Origin of the sequence: uncultured Methanobrevibacter sp. (genome assembly GCF_900314615.1) — an archaeon.
Lineage (GTDB): Archaea > Methanobacteriota > Methanobacteria > Methanobacteriales > Methanobacteriaceae > Methanocatella.
Genome location: NZ_OMWA01000026.1, coordinates 1 through 23,873, shown reverse-complemented (window position 1 = coordinate 23,873; position 23,873 = coordinate 1). Strand labels below are relative to the sequence as shown.

Sequence of the window (23,873 nt, the reverse complement as noted above, 5' to 3'; positions counted from 1 at the left end):
CAAAACACCTATTTTAACAGTTTATCCAACTTAAGATTAATCTCATCCAACTGTTTTGATAGTATTTCCTGATTTTTCATTATTAAAGCCTGATTGTCAGTAATTACTTTAAATTGTGCATCGCTTAAGTTTATTAAACCTACAACTTTATCATATGTACTTTTCTGTTCAGTCATGATAAAAACCTCAAGATGTTCAGTTGATTAAAAATTTAATTGCAATAGTATAAAAATTTTTCAGATTAAACTACCCTGTATTCAGTCCATTTATTTGAGAAATATCTATAAATATAAATCGCAGCCCTAACATACCAGTCAACAAACATTGCTATCCATGTTCCAAATACTCCAACACCCATCCAATCAGCTATGACATAGGAAAGAGCAATTCTGCATGTAAACATTACAGCAAGGCTTATGTACATTACTGTCTTTGAATCACCGGCACCTCTGAATGTTGCAGGTACAGTAAATGACAACGGCCATATTATAATTGCAAAAATTCCATGCCATATAATCATTTCAGACGCCATTACCGCAGTCTGGTCTGAGAGGTTGTATATTCCTAAAATCAAAGGCAGAATTGCAAATATCACCAGATTGATGACAATGTGAGATACAATAACAATAATAAGACATTTTTTGTTGTAGTATCTTGCCTGTTCGTAATCGTTTGCGCCGACACAGTTTGAAATAATTGCTGTCAAACCCAAATTAATAGCAAAACCGGGCAGGACTGAAAATATTCCTATTGCATAACCTACGGAGTTTGCTGCTATTGCCATTGTTCCAAATGTTGAAACAAGACTTAAAATCAGGACTCTTCCAAGCTGAAACAATCCGTTTTCAATACCGTATGGAATACCTACCTGCAATACCTTTTTAAGTATTTTAGTATCAAATTTATGTTTTAAAGTCCGTTTAATATGCAGTTTGTAGTCCTCATCAACTGCAAAGTGCAATATTGCAACTGCAGCCAGTATCCTTGATATTACCGTTGGAATGGCCACCCCTCTGACGTCCCAGCCCAGATAGTATATGCAGAATGCATTGCCCACCACATTCAGCACATCACATATCAGCATGATTTTCATCGGCAGGGTTGCATTGTTAGTTGTTCTGAAAATTGCCGCTCCCGCATTATATATTGCAATGAACGGTATTGACAGGGAAACTATATAAAGGTATATGTCCGCATTGTGCCATACGTCGGCTTCAATTTGTCCGAAAAGTACGCCAATAAGTACCTGCCTTAAAATGATTACTAAAATCATCAGCACTGAGGAGAGAATTGTTGAAAACCATACCAGCTGTGTTGCTGAGTTTTGAGCTTTATCAATTTGATTGTCACCCAGATACTGCCCTGCTACAACAGCACCTCCCGTTGCAAGAGCTGAAAAAGAAAAAATAAGTAGTTGCATTAAAAAATCGACAAGGGAAACTCCTGAAATTGCAGCTTCACCCAAAGATGCAACCATAATGGAATCTGCAAGACCTACAAAAAATTCCAAAGCATATTCTACCAGCAGAGGAATGAACAGGTAGAGCAATGCCTTGTTTGTATACAGGTAACCTTCAGGAGTCTTGAAAATATTCATAATTTTATCTGATAAAATTAAAGGCTATTTTTGGTTCTTCTTCAGGAGTTATTCCTTCGTTTTTGCCCGCTTCAATACATTTCAGGAAATATGCCATGTTGCGTCCCAGTTGTCTCATGGTTGCAAGGCCTTCCGCATCCTGTTTGACTTCTTCGGGAGTGTTTCCATGAACCATGTTCCAGTAAAATGATGAAATTATAGGCATCTGTGAAATTCCAAGGTATTTGTTTAACTGGTCATAAGTTGCTGTTGTTCCTGCTCTTCTTGCAGAACATATTACGGAAGCCGGTTTATGTTTGAATGCTTCAAGACCAGCTCCATTTGAGTTTGAATAGAATGCTCTGTCTAAAAATGAAGTTATTGAACCTGTTGCACCTGCATAATAAACAGGAGATCCGAAGATAAATCCGTCAGCATCATAAGCTTTTTTGACAAACTCATTTACGACGTCTCCATCAAATGTGCATTCCCCTTTTTCCTGACATTTTGAACATGCAGTACATCCCAGTATAGGTTTTGTTTTAATCCAGAATATCTCTGTTTCAATGCCTGCTTCATTTAATGTTTCTTCAACATATGTAAGTGCAGTGTAAGTGCATCCGTTTTTGTTTGGACTTCCGTTAACAAGTATAACTTTCATTTAAAAATCTCCTGATATCATTCTTTGAACTAGAAAATGTCCTTTTTTATTTTCAAGTGAACCTTTTTTAACTCCTTCTTCATCAAATGATTCGCATTCATCGCCTTCACGTGCTGAATCATAGATTATTAAAGGTACATCGTCACGGGTATGTGTTCCTACGCTTATTGGAGTCGGATGGTCAGGCAATATTGCAGCTCTGAAATCTTCACCTTCCAGACTTTCAATAATCGGTCCGACGATAAATTCATCAATTCTTTCAATAGCTTTGACTTTCTCTTCAACATTTTGAGCATGACCCGCTTCATCAGGTGCCTCAATATGAATCAATAACAGGTCAGTTTCTTTTAAAGCTTCAATTCCATATTTTCCTTTTGCTTCATAATCTGTATCAAAGTATCCTGTTGCTCCAGGAACATTGACAATGTTCATTCCAGCAAAGTTGCCGATTCCTTTAAGCAAATCCACTCCTGTTATTACTGAAGCGGTGATTCCGTAGGTTTCTTCAAAGTTCGGCAAGGTTGGTGTTACTCCCTGTCCCCATAGCCATATCATATTTGCAGGAATTTCTCTTTTCTGATTAACTTCATGGTCTTTTAGGAATTCTTTTGATTCAAACATTATCTGCTGGATTTCATGAGCAAGTTCACAGTCACCAAATAAGTTATCAACCAGTTTTTCACCTGCAATATCATGAGGAGGCATTGTTTTGATGCTGGATAGTATTTCTGCATCTTCAATGCTGTCACAGGAATAAATGAACAAATGTCTGTAGCTTACACCTGTGTAAAATTTGCCTTTAAAGTCAGGGTATTTTTTGGTGAAGTATTCGTTCAATCCTTTCATCAGCTCATCTGCTTCTTCAGTGGAAATATGGCCTGCATTAAAGTCATCCATTTCATCGTTTTCACTGAATATTGTATTGCATCTGAATATTACATCCTTTGGTGTTGTAGGAATGCCTTCACTGCCTGCTTCAAGAGGCCCACGGCCGGTGTAGTAGTCTGCAGGATTGTATCCGAAGATACTCATATTTGCAACATCAGAACCCGGTGTGTACTGTGCAGGAACATTGTTGGTAAATCCTCCAAAACCACCTTTAGCCAATTTATCAATATTTGGAGTTTTAGCAACCATTAAAGGAGTTTTTCCATCTAATTCATCAACAGGATAATCACTAGACCCGTCAGGGATAAAAATTACATATTTCATATTATCAAAAAAAAAGTAAAAAAAATTAATTAGTTTTTATTTTTTAAAACACTAATTAAATCGGTCAACATCGCAGAAGCAGTTTCAATAGATCCTGCTCCGAGTCCCATTACAGTTACATCTCCAGCTAAATCTGTGTGGATTGTAGCCATGTTTAAAGTTCCTCCAACATCATAGGAACTTCCTCTTTTAACCAAACGTGGAGATACTCTTAAATTGTCATGAGATACTTCAGCTATTAATTTGATTAAATAATCATCTTTTTTAGCCAGTTCAATAGCTTGAGAGTTAATATCTGAAATTCCTTTGACTTCAACGTCACTGTATGTAGCATTGATTCCTAAAAGGGAATTTGCAAGAATAACAGTTTTGCAAGCTGCATCAATACCTTCAACATCCTGTGTAGGGTTTGTTTCGGCTATTCCTAATTCCTGTGATTCTCTGAGGGTTGTTTCATATGAAGTACCTTCAGAAGTCATTCTTGATAAAATGTAATTGGTTGTACCGTTTAGAATACCTATAATTGATTTGATGTCACATGAGGACAATGTTTCTTTTGCGAAATTAATAATAGGCATTGCTCCACCGACACTAGCTTCATATTTGAATTCAACACCAGCCCTTTTTGCAGCATCAGTTACTTCTTTAAATTTAAGAGCCAAATGACCTTTATTTGAAGTTACAACATCTTTTCCCTGTTCAAAAGCTTTAAGAGTTAGTGAAAATGCTGGTTCTGCATCAACGATATTAGTAGGAGTTGCTTCGATAAGACAATCATATTCAACAGCATCTAAAACATCTTCACCGTTTTTATCTGAACCAAATTCAGGATAAGTAGATAAGTTTCCTTCATTGTTTTTTGTTTCCACCAATAATTTTTCATCCAATCCATCAGCAGATATTGCAGATGAAGATGAATCAGCAGCAGCGACAATTTTTACGCTTACTCCTGTTTTTTCTTTAATTAAATCTTTTTTCATGGAGATTGCATTGGCTACACCTTGACCTACTGAACCAAATCCCATGATAATGACTTTACATTCATCCATAATAATCCCTTAAACTTCATTAATCATCAATAGCTGTTTTTCATCAGCGATTTCTCTAATTTTTTCAAATACAAATTTTTTCAATCCATAATCAGTTTCTATGTTAATTAATGCTGTGGATTCCTTTTCACCATCTAATTTAATATCAAATCCAACAATTACAACGCCTTTCAGTTCATTAATCCTGTCCATAGTGTCTCTTAAATCCTGATCAACAATATGGCCGTATAATATTGTACTGATTATTTCTTTTTTGACCACACCATCCATTTCAACAATAGAAAATCCTAACTCTTCAAATTTCTCAATAACATTAAATAAGTTTTCACGTTCGCCTTCTATTGTAATGTGAACCGGAACCATTCCCTGTTCATTTTTCAATTCTCTTTTATGGATTACTGTGACTAAATTTGCCCCAAGAACACCAATAGGTTCCAGTACTGAAACTAACTGGCCAGGAATATCTAAAAGTTCTAAAACTAAGTTCATTCTCATTTAAATCACTCTTAATGTGTCCAATCTGCTTTTTTAACTACTAGATTTCCGTCTTTGTCAATACGAGCATTTCTTAATATTTTTTCCGGATTTTTCTCGTGAGATTCATCCCCACGGGTTAAATTCAAGTTATCTGTAATGTACCAGGTTTCATCTGAATCCGGAATGTCTTCTAAAATTTTTGAAAATTTTTCTATAATATCTTCTGCATCTTTTTCGATTGTCATTAAAATAAACTCCCATAATAATAAATAATATTATTATTATGTATTTTACCATTTATAAAGTTAAAGATTACTTTGAAAAAAATAACTGACAATAACTGTTCAATTTTCTAATTAAATTTTAAAAATTCTTAAAAAATTAATTTGCTAAATTGAATGAAGAAAATAATTATTAAAAATTATAAAGAAAATCAATATCATTTAGAAATTAAACTATATCAAATTCATGCAAAACATTATTCATTGCACACGTATTTTTAACATCAGTGCAACTTAAATATTTGAAAAATATTTATGGAAAAAATATCATACATTTATTTTTAAAAAGAAAAAAATACAGCATCGTTTATAAAAACTGAGCCAGATTTGTGTCTTTTATTATTTTTTTACGTAAAACTTTATCAATGCCTGTCCCGTATTGGGCTGCTTTTTTAGGCCTGTATGCTATTTCATAGTCAAGGCCTTCTTCAAATGCCAGTTTTCTTAAAATGCTTTTTCTCATGTCATCATGCATTGATACGATTTTTTTGTTGTCAGGAATGTTTAAGGCCAGCTCTACCAGTTTTTTATCTAAAAACGGCAATCTTACCTCTACTGAGTTTAACATGGAACATGCGTCATCACGTTCAAGATTTACATGATACATGTTGGAGATGTCTTCACGGATATCATAGTTCAGTGTTCCGTCAACAAAGCTTTTAAGGTATCTTTTATATCCTCCGAAAAGCTCATCTGCACCTTGTCCGGAAATTGCAACTGTGATATTGTCCTCAGCCACCATTTTTGTTGCAAAATATGTTGTAAGACCTACTCCAACCTTCATCAGATTATCATCACCGATTGCATTTACTACACCAGGCAATGCTTCACGTATCATTTCTTCTGTCAGTGTGAATATCTCCAGGTCCATATTCAGGAACTTAGATGCATATATTGCGGCTTCAACATCTTTTGAGCCTTCCACACCTACAGCATACAATTTGATTTTCAGAGGTATGTTTTCTGATATTTCCTTTAAAAGCAGGGCAAGATATGAACTGTCAAGGCCGCCTGAGAATATCACTCCCACTTCCCTTAAATCAGCAACTCTTGTAACAAGACTTAACCTTAACATCTTGTCTATTTTAGCAACGTCCCCTTCAAAGACCTTTTCATAAATAGCCTGTGCCGGAGCTATATCTTCCCAGTTATAGAGTATATGTTCAGGTTTCAGGGTGTTAATGTCACTAAATCCGACTTCTTTTAGTGCATTTCTGGAAGATGCAAATCCGTTTAAACCGTCCTTTTGTGCGTAAAATAGTGGCTTTACACCTAACGGATCTCTGACTATTGCCAGGTTTTCACCGTCCCAGACTGCAAAGGCATAATCACCGTCAAGTAATCTTACTGCAGCAGAGCATGCCTTGAGAAGGTCCATTTTTTCAGCATAAAAACCAATCAAATATAATATCGCTTCTGCATCTGATGTGATTTCAGCTTCAACACCTACTTTGGAGAGGAAGTTTCTGATAGTTGGAAAATTATACAATGAGCCGTTTAAAACGAGAATGAGATTATCATCGGATACAGGCTGCACTTTAGATATATGTTCATTTTTATCATAGACTGAAAGCATATTGTGCCCAAGGGCCAGATCATAATCATTATCATCACAAAACTCATCCAAATCAATGTTTTCATAAACTTTATCCAGATAAATTCCTGATGCATCAGGACCTCTGTTTTTAGAGGCTTTCAACATTTTTATGATGTCTTGTGCTTTAACATTACCCTGTAAACCAACTATAGAACTCATTATATCAAAATCTCCTAACTTATAATTAAATATTGAAAAATAGATTTATAAATTTAGCTATTTCATAGGGTTAAATCCGAATACTTTACCGGCAAGCTTAAATGCCAACGGATTAACCGCCTGACTTACAATGAAGTACGCTACAACCCATCTGACTGGCCATAAATAAATCAGCATGTCAACAGGCAGCTGTCCTATAGGAACTCCGAATATCAAAGGCATAATGAAACTCATTATTAAACTTATGAAAAATGCCAATGGATTCCACAGTCCTGTTTTCATTCCTAATTTAAATCCAAAGATTTTACCTGCCAGTTTAAGTCCTAAAGGATGAACAATCAGATTAACTAAAAAGTAAGCTACAACCCATCTGACCGGCCACATCAGAAAACAGATTTCAACAGGCATTCCCATAGGGGTTGCAAAAATCAACGGCATTATAATACTCATTATTAGACTAATAAAAAAAGCGATAGGATTCCACAATTTCATATTTAAAACTCCTATACTATATACTATTTTTTACATTATATAGTTTGGTACAAAAAGAAAAAAAAAGTTTGATGGGAAACTAATCTTTTGCCCATCTTTTTAATTTTGGAAATACTTCTCTCATCATAAAAGAAGCCTGTTTTTTGTCCATTTCCGGGTGAACTTCTACCATTTTTTCAATGCAAAAATTCATCATTTCATCCATGGAAATGTCAGATGTGAATTCTCCATCTTTAAAGCAGTATATGCAATAGTCTTCGTTTTTAGTGCCATCGGCATTGGTTCCAAAGAGCTGATTATCTGACAAAGGCATTGCACAGGATTGACAGAATTTTTGATTTTCAAAATCATTCATTATATCACCTCTTAATATATTTTGACATAGCAGTATTTAAATCAATGCATAGAGCATTTGAAGAGTAATGTCTAAAGTGAAACATCCGTTCTTGTAAAGTAAATGTATGAAATCACTAATCCAATTACAAAAGTGGCTAAAATAATGCTATACGATACACTAATGCTTGTTGCATATTCGGTTATCTCCCCTGATGCGATTAAATATGGGCATGTCCAGGGAACGAATGGAGCCCATTTTTGGCCATATACCATCAAATTGACCAATGACAGGCCTGCACCTCCAATCATCGCAGGAACCATGTTTGTTATCAGCAGTGAAATGAATACAAATGGAGAGAATGTTAAAAATAACAGTACATTTGCATAGAGAAGCTGAGTGAAACTGTCTAAAAACAGATTTACACTGAATCCTTCAAGACCTGCTGCAAAACCAAATATGAGTGTTGAAAGACTTGTCACCACTGTTAGAATAACAATCCAAACCAGAAACATGACATATTTGCTTATCAGAAACTTTCCTCTTGACACAGGGATAGTCAGCATTGTCTTTAGGGTATGCTCATTGTATTCCCTGCCAAACAGATATGATATGATTATTGCAAATATCATGACTGCAAACATCGCCGACATGTACATATTAACATTAGTGAATAATGCTTCAAAAGTTTGCCCTTCATCAAATGAAGTTACAGCAATAAACATGAGCAATGGCGGAAGAATGGCTCCTATTATGCTTAACAAAAATATTTTGGATCTTTTAAGTTTTAAAAATTCCATCTTTATAAAAGTCAACATCTAATCTCCCCTTTAATTATTAGAAACGAATCTTGTGAAAAACTCTTCCAGATTCTCTTCACACAGATTTACTTTTTTCACATCAATTCCTGCTTTGACAAATATTGCATTGAACTTATCTCTCATGTTCAAATGACTATACAAACGAATTATATTTCCATTGACTGTGAAATCAATATTTTCTCTAAGTTCCAGCTCTTTGAAAATATTTACTGCCAAATCAATGTCTGATACTTCAAACTCTACAAATTTATCCAGTCTATTGAATAACTCATCCCTGGACATCTCCTCTATCAGAACGCCATTGTCCATGAAACCTATGACATCGGCAAGATTTTCTATTTCACTCAAGATATGAGATGAAATTAGAATAGTTATTCCAAATTCATGGGACAATCTTTTAAGCAATGCACGAATTTCCTTAATTCCAAATGGATCAAGGCCATTGATGGGTTCATCCAGTATCAATAGCTCAGGACTGTGCATAATTGCTGCTGCAATTCCCAAACGCTGTTTCATGCCTAATGAAAAATCCTTGAATTTTTTTGATTTTGCTTGGCTTAAATTAACCATTTCAAGTACTGAACTGATATTGAACGGATTATAATCTCCCCTCAGTTTAGCAATGATTTCCAAATTTTCATAAGCCGTTAAATTTTCATAAAATCCAGGAGTTTCAATGATTGAACCTATTTTTGGATAAATTTCATTGGAATGTTTTTTAGGATTTTTTCCAAAGAGAAATATTTCCCCTTCACTTGGATATGTAAGATTTAAAAGCATGCACATTGTTGTGGTCTTTCCAGCACCGTTTTTACCTAAAAGTCCATAGATTTTTCCTCTTTCAACATGCATATTAACTGAATTTACAACTTTATTTTTGAAATATATTTTTGACAAATTGTTTGTTTTGATGACGTAGTCTACCATGTTAAAATCCTCTATAAAAAATTAAAAAAAATAAATGAGAATAAAAAGTTTAATTCCCATTAAAAGAAACTGTTTCGGCCATTGATTTCAATACTTCCAAATTATTTCCAGATATTACAAAAACTCCGTTATTATTCTTCAAATAAACTGAATAATCACAATTTTTAATGCTTGAGTTAACGTCCCCTGAAATATTAACGCTTTCATTGCCTGATGAGGCACCGCCTGAAAAGGATACTCCGGCAGGAGTGACTGATATATTTTCGCCATCATGTGTGGAAACTTCAAAGCTTTTACCTGACAGGGAAACGGAATTGCCCTCAGCGGAAACATTTAATCCTTCAGATGAAAAGACATCATTAGCAATGCTGAAAATACCTTCAAGATCACTTCCGATATCGCCGTCAGAAAGCTTTTGAGTATTTTTCAATGCAACATACTTGTCAGTTTCTTCAACCTTATCTCCGGTCTTTTCCAAATCTTTAATGAAGGTATTCATTTCCTTTTTATCGGCTGTAGAATCTTTAAACATCATTATTGAACTTACATCTTTGGAATTTTTGTCTGAATTTTCAAAAATCATGAAATTCATGTCATTTGTTGAAACATGTACTGTTTCGGTAAAATCTGTGCCTGATGCAACTTTAACTGTAAAATCATTACTTTTGAAATCATTTGCCAAATCAACTGCACTTGCAGCTGAAATTACAATACACATAGCAAGCAGAGCCATGACGATACCAAAGACTTTTGAATTTGTTTTCAAATTATCACCTTTAATGTTAAATGTCAGTGAAGGGATTTTCCCAACACTGACCATTGTCTCAAATTATATCTGCATTGTGTACAGTAATCCGACAGATCTTGAATTGAATATGCTCAGGTACGGTCCTACAATGAATATGGTAATTAACCAGTTGAGGAATGCGCCTAAAGCGAATATTCCGCTTGCGTCAACACCTAAAATGAATCCGGAAAATCCAAATACTGTAAAGAGCATTCCGATAATTGAAGTTACAACTACTGCAAGCACAACAGTAATGATTATCAGCCCGAGGTATGTTGCAATGCATTCAAACCATCCTACTTCATCAACGACCTCTTTGAGTTCTTTAAATGCAAATGCTTTTGAAAATTCACCGTCATGGTATGCCATGTGACATATTCCCATTTGATTCATTATGTATGCAACAACACCAACGATAAATGTTATCAGACATCCGATAACCATCAGCACGGCAGAAGCGAAACCGCCAATGTTTCCTGCAATTAATGCAAATATTATGAATATCAATACCGGTACAATAAGATATGCCACCTGAACAACGAAGAATTTTATTCCGTCAACAAACATTCCCATTATATCTGTGAATTCTGGCAAAGGATCCTTTCCGTTGATTATTCCATGTACTGCCTGATTGACAACTCTGTAATTGTATCCTGTAATAATGAATGCAGGTAACAATAAGAAACTGAATAGTGAAATTACTCCCAATACCACCAAGGTTTTCCAGTCTTTTGCTGAATATTCCAGTGCATCTTTATATATGTCTAAAATCATTTTTATCACCTAATAGTAATCATCATCGAAAATGAATATATCTTCCATAACAAAGTATTGTTCTCGATCTCCTTTAAATAACATTTTATTAAAAACTTGGGTTATCTCATATGCAAGAAATAAAGATGGATTGTATCTACCGTTTTCAAGCGCATTAATGGTTTGTCGAGTCACTCCAACTTTATCGCCAAGTTCTTTTTGACTCATTTTGAGTTCTTGTCTTAAATATTTAATCATGGTTCTCATAGTAATCCACAAATTAATTCATTTTTGCAAAAAGTATTTAAGTACTTAAGCAATTATGTTAAAATATAATTACTTATGTTAATCTTACATTACATAGTATATAAACTTTACTATTTTATATTAATTCATTTAAATTTATTTAAAAATATTAAAATAGAAAATATAACTGTAATTTTCAAAAATTAGATATATTTAATTTATCTAAATATAATACATAACTATTAACTATTATTTTTTAATTTATGATGATTATACAAGTTTTTTAATGATAAAATTAAAAACAAAACATTTATATATGAGGTAATGCATCTTTAACATATGTAACATTTGATTAACACATTTGATGTTACATATCACTTCCAAGCAGAAAAATCATAATTAAGAACCCATAATATCCAACCCGTTTTTCCTAAAACTCTGCCTGGAACTAAACTATTTTTCACACATATATTGACTGCAGAATAATTAACGTTAAAGTCGATTAAATTAAAAGAAGATTTTTTAAGTTTAATTTAATGGATTGTTTTTTACATTAACATCAAGGATTTTACAAAACAAGACCTGTTCAACTTCAGAGATATATATCAAACACCTTTCAAAACCAAATCCAAATCCTAAAATAGTTAATGTTAAAGTGAAATTAAATTGTAACTTGAATCAGAAGAAAGGAACAATTGAATAAACTGTAATTAAAACTACAACTGTTAAAATTACGATAGCTCCAAGAGGAACCTTTTTCCATGCAAGTCCTGCTGCAACGACCGCACCTATAAGACCGATATACCAGAGCTGATTGTCAACTGTCAGTACTCCCGGACAAATCAGAGCCGCAAGAGCAGTATATGGAATTAAATTCAGGAATTTTTCTACCTTTGGCGGGAAATTAAGTTTATTGATGAATAAAGCCGGAATTAACCTCGGAATAAAAGTTACTATTGCACAACCCAAAATAATCAAACTGACGTAATCCATTATTCATCACCTGAAAGCAAGTATTCATCATCAACAATATACATTCCAACAGCTGCACCAACCAATGTAGAAACAATTAAAGACCAGTTTCCTAAAACCGGACTTAAAAATATATTCAAAACTGCCGTTATCAAAACCAGAAGAGCAATCTGCTTTGATTCTTTTATTGCCGGAACCAGAATCGCAACAAACAATGCATATAATGAAATATTGAAACTGTTTGTAACAATTACAGGAAGCAGATTAAGTGTTACAACACCAATTGCTGCGCCTAAAATCCATGAAAGCCAGGAAGTGACAGATATTCCAAGATAAGTCCATATTGATGAGTCCCCACTTAGTGAAAACATTGCAAATGATTCATCAACAGTCACATGAGCAGCAAATATATTCAAAGGCAAATTCGAATCCTCAATTTTATTTAAAACACATGTGGACATTACAAAATACCTCAGGTTTACAACAAAATTTGTCAATATCACTGCCATAACGCTGGCAGATGAGAGAGCCATTGAAGCTGCAATAATTTGTCCAGCACCTGCATAAACCAGAACAGACATTGAAACTGTCTGAAGGGACGTAAAACCCGCTTTCATTGCAATTGCAGCATAGCCAATTCCCATCGGAACGTAACCGAATGTAATTGGAACACCCTTTTTAACACCATCAATAAATTTGGACTTTCGAGAAATAGTAATGTCTCCTTTAAAAAAAAATAATTGAAATTAGCTCATAAGATGGCTAATTTGATCTGTTGTGATAATTCCTAAAACCTTCATATCCTCATCAACAACAGGAAGTGAAGATATATCATATTCACCCATCATCCTTGCCACATTTTCAATGGAATCATCGGCAAAACAGTATTTGACTGTTGTAGTCATGATGTCTTTTAGATGATTGGTATCCATTGCTATTGATTTGGACAAATCCCAGCTGGTGACTATACCAATAAGCTTGTAGTCATCAGTGACGACAGGAATATGAGTTACCTGGCGTGAAAGCATCAATTCGGCAGCTTCATGAACATCTGCATTTTCTTTTATGGTAACGACAACCTCTTTCATCAAATCACTGACAACATTGTTTGCAAGGAACTTGGATAAAATAAAGTTCAGCTGACCGGTTTCCAAAAGAAATGCATCATGACCGTAGTTGGATTTGATTTGTGAAAATGTAGCTTCAACATTGTTTGCATGAAGCGCCGTAAGTATCTCTGTACTTTGCTCTGTAGGATAAAGCCAGTCTGAATCGACTGAAATTACTTCAATTTTAGCTTTAATATCTTTAAATCCGTCGATTAATGAGTTGTTGACTGACAGGTCAAATAAATCGACAGCTTTTGTAATGAATAAATAGCTGTTTGCATCAAAACGTTTTACAAAAGTTTCTCCCTGATGCTTCAAATAGCTTTCAACTTGAAAATCGATTGAAAAATCATAACTGATTTTGTCCTTGTCCTGAAGCTCACGTCCGAACTTGATATCCATTGACTCATCGCTCAGGTATGTGATATGAGCAATCATTCGCGCTAAAGACAAACCGTTTTCAGGCTTTAAACCTGTACTGTAATAATCCCCGTCATTCCAGTCAGGGTCTGAAAATATGGCCTGGCGACCTACCTCATTAAAAGCAATCTGCTGAGGTGATGACATTGCTGCTGTAGCCATCGGAACAGCTTTTTTTGTCATTTCAGGATAAGTCACTAACCATTGGAGAACCTGCATTCCGCCCATGGATCCTCCGATAATTGCATATAACTGCTCAATTTTAAGTGAATCTATTAATTTTTTCTGGACTTTAACCATATCTTTAATTGTAATTACTGGAAAATCAATTCCATATTCCTTTCCAGTTTTCGGATTAATTGAACTTGGACCTGTTGTTCCTTTGCATCCGCCTAAAACATTTGAACATATTACAAAGTATTTGTCAGTATCTATTGCTTTGCCCGGACCGATTACTATTTCCCACCATCCAGGTTTTCTGTCACCTTCATGCCATCCTGCGGCATGTGCATCTCCAGTTAGTGCATGACAAATTAAAATAGCATTAGATTTTTCTTTGTTAAGTTCACCATAGGTTTCATAAGCAACAGTAACACTGTCAAGAGTTTTACCACTATCCAAGTGAATAGGATCATTTATATCCAGATATTTTGTCTCGACAATGCCAACAGATTCATCATTCATTTATAACACCAATATTTAATTTTTCCATAGCTATCTTGGCAGCAGCCTGTTCCGCTTCTTTTTTATTTTTTCCCTTGCCTATACCCATTTCATCACCGTCAATCAGAATGGATATGTAGAATGTTTTATCATGAGGAACTCCATACTCCTTAACTATCTCATAAGATATTTTCAGCTCTTCAGCATCGCCATATTCCTTTATTGCAGATTTATAGTCTCTGAAGAATATCTTTTTATCATCAATATGTGGAAATACATATTTTGCGATAAACGCCTTTGCAAATTCCATACCCTGGTCCAGGAACATAGCTCCCAAAAAGGATTCGAAAATATCTGCAGTAATGGACAATACCTCATTTTTAGTCAGGTTGGACTCTTCAACAGCTACTTTCAAATAATCTTGTAATCCCAATTCATGAGAGTAATAAATCAAAGCATTCTGGCATACATAGTTGGCTCTCAATTTAGTAAGCTTACCCTCTTCATAGCTAGGGTATTTGTTGTAGAGATAATCTGAAACAATCAAACTTAAAACGGAGTCTCCTAAAAACTCCAGTCTTTCATAAGTATAATCCAGACCATACTCTGTACTATATGAACCATGTGTGAATGCTGTTTCATATAACTCATGATTATTACTGTTAATTCCAAATTTTTCAAATAAATTCATATTAAAAGCTCAGACTCGTTAGTAATAATATTATTATGAAATTAAAGTTATATATAATTATTATATAACAATAGTTATATAAAAATATTACTTCTCAAATGCTCTATCTCTTCGTTTATATATTAACCAACATTAAAGTAATATCAAAAAGGATTTGGTAATATGATAATAAACTGGCAAGAAGAAATAACAAAAGTCGATCCCGACATAAAATTTAGAGCACAGGGCGGATGGTTAAAAACAGTTGAAGAACTGGATAAAAGCGTAAGAAACGGATATTCCCTTGTTGGAGACTTTGTCCAGGCAGGAAATTTTGAAGCAGAATACAGCGAAGGATTATACCTTGACTGCAATAAGGAAGGAACCTCCCGCAAACCTCAGCAGGACTACAGACTATTCAGAATACGTGACGGAAAAGTAAGACTGCTTGACATGGTAATTGATGCAGGCCAAGGCTGGGCAGTTGATTTATGGGATGCAGTTGAAGATGAATTATGAAAATTCATCTTAATTATCATCGGAAATTTCATCCCTTAGTTTAAATTTGGAAAAACCGGTAACCTGCATATTTTGGCGATAATCAAGATTTTTTGACACCTGCATGAGAATAATCTTATGGTCAATGTTTTGAGGGAAATTTTTGCCTTTCCCATCAACAAGACCTCTGAATGCTACTGTAAATTCTCCTGACCCACCAATATCAACACTTAATTTTTCAGAACCAATTACGTCTGAGAAAAAGTCTTCTATATCCATTATTTCAAATATCGGAGCAACATAGCTGACAGCCATTATTCCCTTCTGATTTTCACGGATGTGAACTTTACTCTGGTCAAGATCGATGCTCTGGCCTGAATTTTTTTTAGTTATTGTAATTTTGTCTGAGAATTCAAAATCTGACATGATGCACCGTTTAATCAATATGACAGAACTGACAGCACTCGCATGTCGGAGCAAAATATGAATCATCCGGCTCTACAATAGCTTTCTGTGCAAATAAGGTTATATTGAATTTAGGTTGATATTCCTGACTGATTTCCTTGGTCAAAGGAGACAGACCTCTGTAATAGACAGGCCTGTAACCGGTCTGTGAAATGTCAAAGTAGAATTTTTCACCAGTCCCGAATCTGTTGAAGTATTCCTCAAGTTTCAAAGCCTGTTTTGGTGATAAAGAGAAAGTGAATCCCATAGTATCATCACTTCTTTGTCTGATTCCTGCATTGGAAATGTCTACAGCCAATATATCATCTTTACCTCTTATAAAAACAACACAGTTTTCTAAATTAACATCATTTTCTTTAGCTACATCATTTATATCTACCATAAAATGAGCCTCCTGAAAAATTTTTAGTTATAACTAAATTATTAAAGCAATTGTTATATAAGCTTATCTAAAAAAAAGTTGTCTATAAATTAGTTGAAAGTAGTTGAAAAATAGATTTGAAAGAAGATTATTAAAATAATCTTCAAAATTAACCAACTTATACTAATCTTTGCCTAGTAGTTGGTTTTTTATTTTGCCAGTTGTATCTTCTTAGTTTTTTGGATTTACCGAATCCGCAAGAAGCACATACTTTTTTACGTATATGGTAAGTGTTTCTACCACATCTTCTGCATCTGATATGGGTCTTTTTATTCTTTTTACCCATTGATGGAGTTCCCTTTGACATTGATACACCTCCTTAGCTATAGTTAGAATATGATCAAATAATATTTATGGTGAAATATAAACAATATTGTCTCCTCTTATGAGTACAACACCGAGTCTTCTGGTTACTTCTCCGTCTTGTAACTCTTCTGCATCATTAAGAACTAAGTTCATGTGTAAATCAAAGCTCTTAAGTATTCCTCTAAATTCACGATCTCCTTTAAGTTTTATTAAAACTGGAGAATCCACAGATTTTCCTAATGCGTCAAGTGGTCTTTGAACATTTTGTCCGCTCATTATATCACCTTATATTATCAAAAATTTTAGTTTTTAATTTGAATTAATAAATTCATAATATAATCAAGTTAAGATAAGACAAAACCTAATTAAAACTAATACTATTAATTATAACTAACCTACTATATAAAGGTTACCTTATTTTAAGCAAAAATAGTGAAATATTAATCTTAATAATAAATAATTAGCTTAACCACTATTTAAATTAGTTATCAAATGCTCTCTAGGACTTGATATTTATCTACTCAATGACATAAGTCTATGCACCCAACCATCATCAGGTCATATAATGAGAATCAACGAAGAGAAATATATCAATCTAATTATGTACATCCTATTCAAATGCCTGAACAAACCGAATTTAGGCAAGACTGTTCTGTGTACCGTGATGTATTTCATTGACTTTAACTATTACGAATTATACGGCGATTTTTTAACAAAAGAAACCTATATCAAATCAAGAAAAGGCATAAAGCCAAAACACTTTAAAGAGATTACACAAAGTCTAATCGACAAAAACCAGCTGTTTTTAAGAAAGGAACCCTATTTTACAAGAACAATCCACAGATACTATCCCACATCAATTCCATCTCTCAAGTTCACACCCCAAGAGCTTAGGGTAATCAACTCATCAATCAGAAAGCTGAGTGACAGCAATGCAACTTCAATAACACGTTTTGCATGGCATGACAAGCCGTTAGTCAATACTGAACTGGGTGATGAAATTAATTATAATGATGTGTTTTTAAGGTAATAATTACATTTATTAATTTCAAATACAAAATATTATTCAATAAAAATACTATGGGATAATCATGGCTATAAAAGTTAAAAAAAGAAATTTCCTGAAAAAAAAGAAAATTAAAGAGATAAAAGCAGAATTAGGCGAATATGGCGAGTTACTTCAAGGCAAGAAAAATGTTGAGATACTTGAAGCAGAACCTAATTCATTCATTTTAGTTGATGGTGAACCTTACATTATAATTATTGATGAAAAACCGTTTCCAACACTGAAAGCTGCACTTGCAAACAAAATCGATGCAAAAACCGTTACCGTGGACATGGGTGCTATCAGATTCGTAAGCAACGGTGCAGACATCATGAGTCCTGGAATTGTAGCGGCTTCAGAAAATGTTGAACCGGGAGATATTGTTTTAATCATTGATGAAACACACGGAAAACCTCTGGCTATCGGAGTAAGTTTAATCAGCGGCGAAGAAATGGTTGAAAATGACTCAGGAAAAGCTGTTGAAACCAAACATTATGTCGGCGACGATATCTGGAACTTTGAAATATAAGGTGGTTTTATGGCAGAGCTAAGATACAGAGCCGGAAACATTAAAAATCCCCAAGTCCACAAAGTCGGAATAATAGCCCTCGGATCTCACCTTGAAAACCACGGCCCGGCACTTCCTATAGATACAGACGCTAAAATCGCAGCACACATTGCCTTTCAGTCATCCCTTTTAAGCGGTGCCAAATTTTTAGGAATCATATTCCCTGCTTACGAACTGGATACAATAGACCATGGAGTTCACGTTTCACTTGACGTGTTAAAGGAAAATGTTATAACTACCCTGAATTCAGCTAAAAAATTCCTGGACGTTGAAAAGGTCATTATTGTCAATGCACATGGTGGAAATATACCTTTAGTAGCTGAATTATGGGACATTGAAGATAAAACAGGTCTTGCAATAACATTCAACAACAAGGTAATCTCTTCAGAAGGTCCTCACGGAGGAAGCGGAGAGCTGTCAATGGCTAAAGTATTAGGGATTGTCAATGAAGATGAAGTTGAAAATCAGGCAAATGTTAAAGAATACGAAGAAGTAGGTCTGTACGGTTTTACACAAGCTAGAAAAGATGATCCAAACATTGAAGAAGGTGCACGTGACGTTGAAGAAAACGGCGTTTACGTTGATGAAGAATACGGACACAGACTATTTAATCTGGCAATTAACTCTGTTTTGTTAGATATTGAAAAATTATTAGATTTTTGAAAAGAAAAAAAAGAGAATAATAAATTATTTAGTATTACTCTTAGGATTAGCAGATTCTTCATTTTGTGAAGAATCACTAACTTTACTATTGTCAATAGTAGTTTCTACATCTGTTGATGATTCACTAGACGTATGAGACGAACTTGAAGAAGACTGATCAGTAGTAGTCTCTACAGTTGGCTCACTTGATTGTGAACTACTTGAACTATAATCATTAGATTGACTGGACTGGTCATATCCGTAAGTATCATAATTATCATCAGAATCTGTAATCGCTGACAGATTATCAAGGACACTTCCATTATTACTTTCATTAGGCAAAATGGATATAGGTCCGGTCATAGCTCCAAAAACGCTAGCTAAGCAAAAAGCTACGCATGCTACAACAAAAATTACCAATATAGTAGCTGAACGACTTGACATTTATAACACCTTTAAAATTTACTAACAATAATATATTTGATTAAATATATAAAGATATGGTACAATGAAAACTATAAAAAAAGCAGTTCAAAGCGAAATCAATGTTAAAAAATCACAGTTCATCTGCTCTCTCGTTCCGACAAGAACCAAAAAGGAATCCAAAGAGGTCATACAGAAACTGAACCAGCAGTATGCAGACGCAACCCATAACTGCACAGCATACATCGCAAGTGACGGAGAGGGTTTTGATGATGACGGAGAGCCTGGAGGAACTGCAGGAAAACCTATGATCAATGTTTTAAGAAAAAACGAGCTTCACAATGTTACAGCAGTAGTTACAAGATACTTCGGAGGAATCAAGCTTGGTGCAGGGGGTCTTGTAAGAGCATATTCAAAATCAGTTATGGAAGCAATCGGCGAAGCTGAAATACTTGAAATTGAAGAGTATGAAGTCTATACTATAACATTTGAATACTCAGAAATAAAAACAGCTGATACTGAAGTTAGAAACAACAGTCTTGAAGTCATTGATAAGGACTATTCCGATAAGGTCAGCTATGATGTTGTATCAAAGGACGCAAGAGACATTGAAAAAATATTTGAAAAATACTCAGGTAAAATAAAAACTAGTTTTAAAAATAAGCAATTTTTAGAAAAAATATAAAATGAAGAACTTATTGTTCTTCAAAATTAGCTGCAGGTACGCCGCAAACTGGGCATACGTAATCTTCTGGTAATTCGTCTTCTTCTAAAACGAATCCACATACTTTGCAGACAAATGCCATCCGAAACACCTATTCTACTTTTTCAAACATGTCAGCGGTAGCGCCGCACATTGGACATTTGTAGTCTTCTGGTAATTCATCGAATTCTTCGGTTGTGTATCCGCAAAGTTTGCATTTAAATTTTGCCATATTTAACAATCTCCTTATAAAATTTTTGATTAATATTACTTTATTTATTAGTAATATATAAAACTATTTAAATTTTTTCAAACATAGCCTTTGCCATGCGACATTTAGGGCATTTGAAAGAAGCAGGTAAATCTTCAAATTTGGTTCCTTCAGGAATGTTTAATCCTTCTTCAATATTATCTTCATCAAAAACGTAACCGCAGATTTTACACTTATATTGAGCCATAATCTTAATCTCCTAAAAATTAATCAGATAATTGAAAAAATTAACGAACATATTTAATTTTTTTAAATGTTTCATCAGATTTTTTCAAAGACCTTAATTCATCATCAGTTGAAGGCGTATTTAATTTTTCAATAAATTTTTCAGCATCCATACCACTTAAAGTAGGTGTTGAATTAACTTTGCTTGCCATATAATCATCCTCAACAGATTAATAATATTTTTATATTTGTTATTTTAAATAATTGTGGATTAGAGTTATATGTTTAAAAAAATTTTATATTGACCGTGCAATTAAATATCTTATAAATTTAGAATCTGTTAGGAACTTTCAAATGATCAGGAAGCGGTTTGATACGTGCAGGTGTTCCTATAGCCAGATAGAACGGCGGAACTGAATGTATTACAATAGCTCCTGCAGCAACAATAGAACCTTCACCAACTTCAACGTTGGAGAGAAATGTTGTATTACCACCAATGGATGCTCCACGCCTTACTTTAGGCCCTTGAAGTTCATAATTAATTCTTACAGGGTATTTATCATTTGTAAAACAGGCACATGGTCCGATAAATACATTGTCTTCAATTACAGAATTGGTTGGAATATAGACGTTGGACTGGATGCTGACGTCATTTCCAATAATTACATCCCCTTCAATGACAGTATTTGTTCCGATTAAAACATCATCTCCGATATTGGTGTTTTCACGAATGACAACATTGTGTCCTGTTCTGAAATTGTCTCCGATAACCACATCGTTATAGATGATTGAATTTGACCTGATTGTGTAGTTTTTACCTATTACAGGAGGTCTTGAATTTGGAGAATATTCAACACCGAACTGGATGTTTTGATCGGCAGGGAATTTAAGTTCAGGTTTTGACAGGTCAGGTTTAACAGATTCCCTTTCAATAACAGGTCTTTCGTAAATAATCTCTTCAGTTTCCTCTCTTTGAGGATGTCTGTAGAAATTGTCCTGCCTTTGATATGCAGGTTCCTGATAAACTGGTTTTTGAGGTGGGCGAGCATAGAGTCTATCCTCAGTAGGCCTGCGGACTACATGAGGCTGTCTTTCTTCATGAGAATAATAATGATGATTATCCTTGACCTGCTCGTAAGGGTTTTCTCGATTTTTCCTTTGTTTATCATCAAGACTTTGTGAGAATCTGACCATATTATCAAACCTTTCTTTAATTAAATTTAATTGAATATTAATTTAATATATGTTTTTAATTAGTATATATATTAACTGGTTAATTTTTGAAGTTTTTTAATGACAATACTGTGGCGTTAAAGTGAATTTCATGAAAAATATTCGTTAAAAAATGACTCAGGATTGAATAGTTATCACTCACAACAAATCATTGATAACATCCATTCTTGAATACAGATCATTCATCCTATCAGCATCCAGATGTATTGAAGCGGACAAGACATCTACTTGTTCGAAAAACTCGTCAACAAGATTATCCCATGAATCATAAGTGCTGGCCACCTCATCATTGAGCACATCAGCAATCCTTGAGAGTAAATGGCAGGCCAAATCATATTCACCGGATGACAATACGTCTGAAATGTCATGGATGAGAAAGTCCTCCAAGCTGTTCTCCATCACATCCAGATCATAAATTCCGTGAAGTTTGAAATCTCTGCCTTTGCCCGTTCTGAAAACTTTAGATAATTTATCATCATAATGCTTTTTGTCAATAGGGCTGTTTTTAAACTCATTGAGGAATCTCTTTTTAAGTTCTTTATCTGATTCAAGTTCGGTTAAAAGGAATTTTTTAAGCAGGTTTTCATCTGCAGCTTAACCATCTCATTTAAATTCAGTTCCCTCACATATATTTCAGAATGATTTATAAGATAGTATATCAGAGCCACTTCATGTTTGCATTGGTATTTTTTAGGACAGTTGCATGATGCATAGGTAGGGCTGTTATATTGAATGTATGTAGTGACTTTGAATGACTCAATTTCTGCAATGATTTGAACACCATCAATTCTTTTATTAATGTCATGATTAATATTTTATTATCTTTTTTTATATACATATATAATAAATTAAGTAATAGAGTTAGTCACCAAATGGTAACTAAGTAACTTGCTGGTTACAAAATGATTTATATACCTTAAAATAAACTATAAACAACAAACTATTAAGAGATTTAAAAAATGAGCGATGTAATAGAATTTTTAAAAGAAAACTCTTTAATATATTTAGCAACCAGTGGACTTGACGGAAATGCAAAAGTAAGACCAATACTATTTTACTTTGAAGAAGATGGAAAACCATACTTCTGTACAGCAAACACCAAACCAATGTTTAAAGAATTAGATGCAAACCCTAACTGTGAAATGGTTGTTGCAACTCCTGAATTTGCATGGTTAAGAATTGCAGGAAAAGTAGAATTCACTGACAGTTTAGACTTAAAACAAAAAGTAATAGACTCCAATGAATTAGTTAAAACATTATACGAAACCGCAGACAATCCAACATTTGAAGTATTCACAGTAACCGGCAAAGCAACTATTGCTGATTTCTCCGGAAACCCACCAAAATCCTACGAATTATAAAACCAAAATAGAAATGAGAATATTTACTCATTTCACAAATCTTTTTTTAAAAACAACATTAACATTAACGATTGCCATTTTAAAAGTTGTTTTCACATGTATATGCAAGGGTTTGGAAAAGAACAACATTAACAACCATTGGCGTTAATGTGAAATTCAAATCAGATAATTAAAGCAAAAGAAATCATCATTGATTAAATTAACACCAACATTAACATTAACGATAGCTGAGCCAGAACCACATTAACATTAACGGCAGCCATTGAAATAGAAACATGTTCTTGAAAAGTAGTTGATGAAGGTCTGAAGAATAGAGCTAAAAAATATATATTTTATTGAGGAACTAATCCCACAACAAGTTCCATAATTCACATTATATTACTTAACGATTAAGAATGTTAAAATCAAAATTAACAATGAATAATATTTAATTTCAATACTTAAAATATTTTTTCATAACCTAAAAGGACTCTTTCAAAAACTTTGTTGATTTGAAATTTTTTGATGAAAATTAGTTGTGAATTTTTAATTTTATCTAAAAATAGTTAAATTTAATAAATAGGTGG

General features: G+C 33.9%; 37 protein-coding genes. 6 read left to right on the top strand and 31 right to left on the bottom strand.

Annotation, left to right across the window (positions count from 1 at the left end):
* Window positions 1–8: 8 nt before the first annotated feature.
* The 19 genes from QZN33_RS09315 to rnc form a co-directional block, all read right to left on the bottom strand.
* Complete coding sequence (locus tag QZN33_RS09315) at window positions 9–176, bottom strand: hypothetical protein (RefSeq protein WP_296791473.1); 168 nt, start codon at window positions 174–176, stop codon at window positions 9–11.
* Between the two features lie 65 nt (window positions 177–241).
* A complete protein-coding gene (locus tag QZN33_RS09310) occupies window positions 242–1,597 on the bottom strand; it encodes an MATE family efflux transporter (RefSeq protein ID WP_296791470.1) in 1,356 nt (451 codons plus the stop codon).
* Window positions 1,598–1,601: 4 nt separating this feature from the next.
* Window positions 1,602–2,237 (bottom strand): flavodoxin family protein, encoded by a 636-nt coding sequence (locus QZN33_RS09305; protein WP_296791468.1) that lies wholly within the window; start codon window positions 2,235–2,237, stop codon window positions 1,602–1,604.
* Complete coding sequence (locus tag QZN33_RS09300; RefSeq protein WP_296791464.1) at window positions 2,238–3,449, bottom strand: cofactor-independent phosphoglycerate mutase; 1,212 nt, start codon at window positions 3,447–3,449, stop codon at window positions 2,238–2,240. It abuts the gene before it with no gap.
* A gap of 29 nt (window positions 3,450–3,478) precedes the next feature.
* Window positions 3,479–4,498 (bottom strand): homoserine dehydrogenase, encoded by a 1,020-nt coding sequence (locus QZN33_RS09295; RefSeq protein WP_296791461.1) that lies wholly within the window; start codon window positions 4,496–4,498, stop codon window positions 3,479–3,481.
* 9 nt (window positions 4,499–4,507) lie between these two features.
* Window positions 4,508–4,993 (bottom strand): amino acid-binding protein, encoded by a 486-nt coding sequence (locus QZN33_RS09290; RefSeq protein WP_296791458.1) that lies wholly within the window; start codon window positions 4,991–4,993, stop codon window positions 4,508–4,510.
* Window positions 4,994–5,004: 11 nt separating this feature from the next.
* On the bottom strand, window positions 5,005–5,220 hold the full coding sequence (gene gatC / locus QZN33_RS09285) for an Asp-tRNA(Asn) amidotransferase subunit GatC (protein WP_296791455.1): 216 nt from the start codon (window positions 5,218–5,220) through the stop codon (window positions 5,005–5,007).
* Window positions 5,221–5,563: 343 nt separating this feature from the next.
* The gene (locus QZN33_RS09280) at window positions 5,564–7,012 is read right to left on the bottom strand and encodes an asparagine synthase-related protein (RefSeq protein ID WP_296791452.1); all 1,449 of its coding nucleotides are present in this window, start codon (window positions 7,010–7,012) and stop codon (window positions 5,564–5,566) included.
* A gap of 57 nt (window positions 7,013–7,069) precedes the next feature.
* Window positions 7,070–7,462, bottom strand: a complete 393-nt coding sequence (locus QZN33_RS09275; protein ID WP_296791449.1) for a hypothetical protein — start codon at window positions 7,460–7,462, stop codon at window positions 7,070–7,072.
* Between the two features lie 121 nt (window positions 7,463–7,583).
* Complete coding sequence (locus tag QZN33_RS09270; protein WP_296791447.1) at window positions 7,584–7,859, bottom strand: zinc ribbon domain-containing protein; 276 nt, start codon at window positions 7,857–7,859, stop codon at window positions 7,584–7,586.
* A 71-nt stretch (window positions 7,860–7,930) separates the two neighbouring features.
* Window positions 7,931–8,656 carry an ABC transporter permease gene (locus tag QZN33_RS09265; protein WP_292741396.1) on the bottom strand — a complete coding sequence of 242 codons (726 nt, stop codon included), beginning with the start codon at window positions 8,654–8,656 and terminating at the stop codon, window positions 7,931–7,933.
* 12 nt (window positions 8,657–8,668) lie between these two features.
* Window positions 8,669–9,586, bottom strand: a complete 918-nt coding sequence (locus QZN33_RS09260) for an ABC transporter ATP-binding protein (RefSeq protein WP_292741394.1) — start codon at window positions 9,584–9,586, stop codon at window positions 8,669–8,671.
* Window positions 9,587–9,635: 49 nt separating this feature from the next.
* On the bottom strand, window positions 9,636–10,352 hold the full coding sequence (locus QZN33_RS09255) for a hypothetical protein (protein ID WP_296791443.1): 717 nt from the start codon (window positions 10,350–10,352) through the stop codon (window positions 9,636–9,638).
* 63 nt (window positions 10,353–10,415) lie between these two features.
* Window positions 10,416–11,147 (bottom strand): DUF4013 domain-containing protein, encoded by a 732-nt coding sequence (locus tag QZN33_RS09250; protein ID WP_296791441.1) that lies wholly within the window; start codon window positions 11,145–11,147, stop codon window positions 10,416–10,418.
* A gap of 9 nt (window positions 11,148–11,156) precedes the next feature.
* Window positions 11,157–11,393: a helix-turn-helix transcriptional regulator gene (locus QZN33_RS09245; RefSeq protein ID WP_292744395.1), complete on the bottom strand. Its 237-nt coding sequence runs from the start codon at window positions 11,391–11,393 to the stop codon at window positions 11,157–11,159.
* A 657-nt stretch (window positions 11,394–12,050) separates the two neighbouring features.
* A complete protein-coding gene (locus QZN33_RS09240) occupies window positions 12,051–12,365 on the bottom strand; it encodes an AzlD domain-containing protein (protein WP_296791438.1) in 315 nt (104 codons plus the stop codon).
* Entirely contained in the window at window positions 12,365–13,009 is a 645-nt protein-coding gene (locus QZN33_RS09235; RefSeq protein ID WP_296791536.1) for an AzlC family ABC transporter permease, read from the bottom strand. The genes QZN33_RS09240 and QZN33_RS09235 overlap by 1 nt, the downstream gene beginning before the upstream one ends.
* A gap of 81 nt (window positions 13,010–13,090) precedes the next feature.
* A complete protein-coding gene (locus tag QZN33_RS09230; protein WP_296791436.1) occupies window positions 13,091–14,557 on the bottom strand; it encodes a homoserine O-acetyltransferase in 1,467 nt (488 codons plus the stop codon).
* On the bottom strand, window positions 14,550–15,227 hold the full coding sequence (gene rnc, locus QZN33_RS09225) for a ribonuclease III (RefSeq protein ID WP_296791433.1): 678 nt from the start codon (window positions 15,225–15,227) through the stop codon (window positions 14,550–14,552). Before rnc ends, QZN33_RS09230 begins: the two co-directional genes overlap by 8 nt.
* Window positions 15,228–15,389: 162 nt before the next feature.
* On the opposite strand from rnc, the gene QZN33_RS09220 reads away from it, so the two are divergent.
* Window positions 15,390–15,725 (top strand): hypothetical protein, encoded by a 336-nt coding sequence (locus QZN33_RS09220; RefSeq protein ID WP_296791430.1) that lies wholly within the window; start codon window positions 15,390–15,392, stop codon window positions 15,723–15,725.
* Between the two features lie 9 nt (window positions 15,726–15,734).
* Here QZN33_RS09220 and QZN33_RS09215 read toward each other — a convergent pair whose 3' ends face one another.
* The 4 genes from QZN33_RS09215 to QZN33_RS09200 all read right to left on the bottom strand — a co-directional run bounded on the left by QZN33_RS09215 (window position 15,735) and on the right by QZN33_RS09200 (window position 17,172).
* On the bottom strand, window positions 15,735–16,130 hold the full coding sequence (locus tag QZN33_RS09215) for a hypothetical protein (RefSeq protein ID WP_296791427.1): 396 nt from the start codon (window positions 16,128–16,130) through the stop codon (window positions 15,735–15,737).
* 10 nt (window positions 16,131–16,140) lie between these two features.
* A complete protein-coding gene (locus QZN33_RS09210; protein WP_296791424.1) occupies window positions 16,141–16,551 on the bottom strand; it encodes a hypothetical protein in 411 nt (136 codons plus the stop codon).
* A gap of 157 nt (window positions 16,552–16,708) precedes the next feature.
* Complete coding sequence (locus QZN33_RS09205; RefSeq protein WP_296791420.1) at window positions 16,709–16,897, bottom strand: 50S ribosomal protein L37e; 189 nt, start codon at window positions 16,895–16,897, stop codon at window positions 16,709–16,711.
* A 44-nt stretch (window positions 16,898–16,941) separates the two neighbouring features.
* Window positions 16,942–17,172, bottom strand: coding sequence for an LSm family protein (locus tag QZN33_RS09200; protein ID WP_116591755.1), 231 nt, complete (start codon window positions 17,170–17,172; stop codon window positions 16,942–16,944).
* A gap of 289 nt (window positions 17,173–17,461) precedes the next feature.
* On the opposite strand from QZN33_RS09200, the gene QZN33_RS09195 reads away from it, so the two are divergent.
* From QZN33_RS09195 to arfB, 3 genes are all read left to right on the top strand, one after another.
* A complete protein-coding gene (locus QZN33_RS09195; protein WP_296791417.1) occupies window positions 17,462–17,926 on the top strand; it encodes a type II toxin-antitoxin system antitoxin SocA domain-containing protein in 465 nt (154 codons plus the stop codon).
* Between the two features lie 61 nt (window positions 17,927–17,987).
* A complete protein-coding gene (locus QZN33_RS09190) occupies window positions 17,988–18,470 on the top strand; it encodes an RNA-binding protein (protein ID WP_296791412.1) in 483 nt (160 codons plus the stop codon).
* Window positions 18,471–18,479: 9 nt separating this feature from the next.
* The gene (gene arfB, locus QZN33_RS09185) at window positions 18,480–19,172 is read left to right on the top strand and encodes a 2-amino-5-formylamino-6-ribosylaminopyrimidin-4(3H)-one 5'-monophosphate deformylase (RefSeq protein ID WP_296791409.1); all 693 of its coding nucleotides are present in this window, start codon (window positions 18,480–18,482) and stop codon (window positions 19,170–19,172) included.
* A 24-nt stretch (window positions 19,173–19,196) separates the two neighbouring features.
* Here arfB and QZN33_RS09180 read toward each other — a convergent pair whose 3' ends face one another.
* Window positions 19,197–19,595 (bottom strand): hypothetical protein, encoded by a 399-nt coding sequence (locus tag QZN33_RS09180; RefSeq protein ID WP_296791406.1) that lies wholly within the window; start codon window positions 19,593–19,595, stop codon window positions 19,197–19,199.
* Window positions 19,596–19,659: 64 nt separating this feature from the next.
* Here QZN33_RS09180 and QZN33_RS09175 point away from each other — a divergent pair, with 64 nt between their 5' ends.
* Complete coding sequence (locus tag QZN33_RS09175) at window positions 19,660–20,259, top strand: YigZ family protein (RefSeq protein ID WP_296791402.1); 600 nt, start codon at window positions 19,660–19,662, stop codon at window positions 20,257–20,259.
* 10 nt (window positions 20,260–20,269) lie between these two features.
* Here QZN33_RS09175 and QZN33_RS09170 read toward each other — a convergent pair whose 3' ends face one another.
* The 7 genes from QZN33_RS09170 to QZN33_RS11760 form a co-directional block, all read right to left on the bottom strand.
* A complete protein-coding gene (locus QZN33_RS09170; protein WP_292742119.1) occupies window positions 20,270–20,380 on the bottom strand; it encodes a rubredoxin-like domain-containing protein in 111 nt (36 codons plus the stop codon).
* 9 nt (window positions 20,381–20,389) lie between these two features.
* Window positions 20,390–20,509: a rubredoxin-like domain-containing protein gene (locus QZN33_RS09165; protein WP_287412284.1), complete on the bottom strand. Its 120-nt coding sequence runs from the start codon at window positions 20,507–20,509 to the stop codon at window positions 20,390–20,392.
* A 67-nt stretch (window positions 20,510–20,576) separates the two neighbouring features.
* Window positions 20,577–20,735 carry a rubredoxin gene (locus QZN33_RS09160; RefSeq protein ID WP_296791395.1) on the bottom strand — a complete coding sequence of 53 codons (159 nt, stop codon included), beginning with the start codon at window positions 20,733–20,735 and terminating at the stop codon, window positions 20,577–20,579.
* 40 nt (window positions 20,736–20,775) lie between these two features.
* Window positions 20,776–20,925: a hypothetical protein gene (locus QZN33_RS09155; RefSeq protein WP_296791392.1), complete on the bottom strand. Its 150-nt coding sequence runs from the start codon at window positions 20,923–20,925 to the stop codon at window positions 20,776–20,778.
* 118 nt (window positions 20,926–21,043) lie between these two features.
* The gene (locus QZN33_RS09150) at window positions 21,044–21,619 is read right to left on the bottom strand and encodes an acyltransferase (protein WP_296791534.1); all 576 of its coding nucleotides are present in this window, start codon (window positions 21,617–21,619) and stop codon (window positions 21,044–21,046) included.
* Between the two features lie 465 nt (window positions 21,620–22,084).
* The gene (locus tag QZN33_RS09145) at window positions 22,085–22,333 is read right to left on the bottom strand and encodes a hypothetical protein (RefSeq protein ID WP_296791388.1); all 249 of its coding nucleotides are present in this window, start codon (window positions 22,331–22,333) and stop codon (window positions 22,085–22,087) included.
* Between the two features lie 170 nt (window positions 22,334–22,503).
* Window positions 22,504–22,680, bottom strand: coding sequence for an SWIM zinc finger family protein (locus tag QZN33_RS11760; protein ID WP_369333252.1), 177 nt, complete (start codon window positions 22,678–22,680; stop codon window positions 22,504–22,506).
* 225 nt (window positions 22,681–22,905) lie between these two features.
* On the opposite strand from QZN33_RS11760, the gene QZN33_RS09140 reads away from it, so the two are divergent.
* Window positions 22,906–23,307 carry a pyridoxamine 5'-phosphate oxidase family protein gene (locus tag QZN33_RS09140; RefSeq protein ID WP_296791385.1) on the top strand — a complete coding sequence of 134 codons (402 nt, stop codon included), beginning with the start codon at window positions 22,906–22,908 and terminating at the stop codon, window positions 23,305–23,307.
* Window positions 23,308–23,873: the final 566 nt, after the last annotated feature.